Raw genomic sequence first — 2,679 nt, 5'->3', positions numbered from 1 at the left:
CGCGGACACGCTGGCGGGCAGCGGCGGCGCCGACCACTTCCTGTGGCTGTCGCCGGCGGAGGGCGGCGACACGCTGGTGGATTTCCGCGCGGCGGAGGACAAGCTGGCCTTCCTGGCGGGCGGCTTCGGCGGGCTCGCGGTGGTGACGCTGTCGCAGAACGCAGCGGCGGGCGGCGGGGCGCAGTTCATCTACACCAAGGCGACCGGCGCGCTGCAATGGGATGCCGACGGCACCGGCGCGGGCGCGGCCATCACCATCGCCACGCTGTCGAACAAGCCGACGCTCGCCGCGACCGACTTCGTGATCGTGTAGTCGCCTCGGCGCCGTTGGCAAGGCGCAGCAGGGAGGGATCGCGAGGCCGGAGACGGTTCGAACCCGGCAGCATCCGCCCCAGCGGCGGCGTTCCGAACCGTCGTCCTCGACCTAAGCGGTATGCGCGCGACTGGAGGCGTTCAGGGCTGATTCGCTGCGGCTGGTGACGGCGGCAGCGGTGTCTGGGCCGACACCGCCCACCGCGGCAAGGCCAACTTAGCGTTGCTGGACCAGCGCGGCCTGCGGCCCGAGTTCCAGCGCGCCAAGCCGCGCGGGCGACCGATGCCCGCCCGCGTCGCCCGCGGCAACGCGACCAGGGCCCGCGTGCCCAGCCTCGTCGAGCATGTCTTCCCCGCCGAGAAGCGGCGCATGAGTCTCGTCGTGCGCATAACCGTTCATGTCGCCCGCCGGAGAGACCGACCGGCCGCCATCGTCGTACGGGTTCTCGCCGAGCATGTTGCAGCCGCCACCGCCGAGCGCGACCGCGTCGAGGTTGGCCGTGCGAATCGGCTCCGCCCGGTCCGCGCTGCCCAGCGCGATCTGCTGGATCACGCTGCCGTCGCGCGACGTGACGGTCGGATGGCCACGATCCTCGGCGATGAAGCGGGAGACGACGCGCGGTCGGCAGAACGGGACATTCGCAGAGTTCCTCATCCGCGGGGGCGAGGCGGGCGCCTCGCGCAGTACGGCCCTCACGCGCGAACCGCGCTCTTCTGGCGCAATCGGAAGTTGTTCGGCGGCCGGCTCCCGCCGTATCGCCTCATCGATCGGCATCCGATAAAACGAAACCGGATCGTTTGGCCATTGCCGAACAGGTGGCGTTACAAGAACATGACTTGCGAGCGCAGAAAGCGCTGACGAGGGAGGAGTCCCGCACATGGTGGCCATCCGGATCACCGGCATCCCGAACACGATCACGACGGACGAGGAAAAGCTCAACGCGCCAGTTGATCCTCTGACCCCTCCCTCCGATACCCTCTTCGGTCAGCCCCGCGGGCTGCTTCCCTTCGCCGGCGTCACGGTCCAGTACGGCGCCTACCTGAACGGCGGCGCGCAGTTCAGCGCGGCGACCGCCGGCCAGTTGGGCACCTCGACCGTCGATGTCACCATCACCATCAGCGGCCTCGCGCCCGGCGAGATGTTCATCGACAACGTGGGCAAGCTCGCCGTCATGAGTGCCAGTGGCGGCGTCAGGACCGCCACCCTCATCCTGCAGGACGTCGTCGAGTCCGGGAAGGCCGACTTCGTGACCCGCGTGGTGAGGGGATTGGAACTGGCCAGCACCAGCGACACGCCGCCAGCACAGCACACGCTCACGGTATCGATCGACGATCCGAAGACCGACAAGGGCTCCTTCAGCACCATCCTCAACGTCACGCCCTACAACGACGGTCCGTCGGTCACATGGGCTCCTGCGCCGACGAAAGGGAACTTCGGAAACTACACCGTGCCCGAGGGCTCCCGCGAGGTCGGAGGGTTCATCTTCGGCAAGGATCCGGAGACGGGCGAGGCTGGCACGCGCAGCCTGATCGGGCCGGATGCGTCGCGCTTCGAGATGGATGCCGTCGGCTTCCTGCGCTTCCGCACCGCCCCCGACTTCGAGACGCCGCGCGACGCCAATGGCGACAACATCTATGAGCTGTTCGTCGAGACCAGGGACGCGAGCGGCAGCCAGACCCAGGGCTTCGAACTGCTCCCCCTGAAGATCACCGTCACGAACAGGGCGGAGACGGCGAGACTTGGCGGCCTGACCAGCCTGCTGGAACTCAACGAAAATGAGGTGAACGCGCAGCCACGGGTGATCGATCCCGACATCGGCTATACCGCCGGCGACAAGCCCCACGAACTGCTCGTCACCGGCCTGCTGGCGGAGGATGCCGTCAGCTTCGTGCCGGTCTTCTCGGCCGACGGCCAGAGCTATCTGGTGGACGACCTGGGCGACGGCTCCGGCTCGATCCTACGCGACAGCAGCCTGATCGCCAGCTTCGCGGGCGGCCGGGGCAACAACCTGCGCGTGACCTTCGAAGCCAACGCGACGCCGGGCGACGTGGATGCGCTGCTCGACCACGTCACCTACCAGAACCTCAGCGACACGCCGACATTCAGCCGCAGCCTGAGCTTCAGGGTCACCGATGTCACCGGCGGCGTGGCGAACCGGCCCATCGCCTCGACCTTCACGGAACTCACCGGCAGCGCCAATCCCTTCGCAGGGATCGATGTCGGCAGCTTCTCCTCGCCGGCGTGTGAATCGGCGTGGAAAAAGGCCCCCCTGAGAGGGGTGATCGGCGTCCAAAAGGGACCCCTCTGGTGAAGGGGTTCACGTTGGCTCTCGGTGATGCCGGGGGTCATGTTTGGGATGCTGGTGG

The 2,679-nt window shown here is 68.0% G+C and carries 3 protein-coding genes; 2 read left to right on the top strand and 1 reads right to left on the bottom strand.

The annotated features are described in order from the left end of the window. Positions 1-313: hypothetical protein (locus AC1MIR_RS15540; protein WP_480029098.1), on the top strand; the 313-nt coding region annotated here is incomplete at its 5' end. A gap of 216 nt (positions 314-529) precedes the next feature. Here AC1MIR_RS15540 and AC1MIR_RS15535 read toward each other — a convergent pair. Then, a complete protein-coding gene (locus AC1MIR_RS15535) occupies positions 530-1,087 on the bottom strand; it encodes a hypothetical protein (protein WP_480029097.1) in 558 nt (185 codons plus the stop codon). 103 nt (positions 1,088-1,190) lie between these two features. Between AC1MIR_RS15535 and AC1MIR_RS15530 the strand changes: the two genes are divergently transcribed. Next, the gene (locus tag AC1MIR_RS15530) at positions 1,191-2,624 is read left to right on the top strand and encodes a hypothetical protein (RefSeq protein ID WP_480029096.1); all 1,434 of its coding nucleotides are present in this window, start codon (positions 1,191-1,193) and stop codon (positions 2,622-2,624) included. Positions 2,625-2,679: the final 55 nt, after the last annotated feature.

The sequence above is a fragment of the Falsiroseomonas sp. RANM36 genome (assembly GCF_056682175.1).
Note: the sequence above shows the minus strand (reverse complement) of the source record. Positions and strands in the feature narration are given on the sequence as shown.

Excerpts from the sequence above, each read along its gene's own strand:
- AC1MIR_RS15535 (WP_480029097.1), bottom strand. The coding sequence starts at position 1,087 with ATGCCGATCGATGAGGCGATACGGCGGGAGCCGGCCGCCGAACAACTT.
- AC1MIR_RS15530 (WP_480029096.1), top strand. The coding sequence starts at position 1,191 with ATGGTGGCCATCCGGATCACCGGCATCCCGAACACGATCACGACGGAC.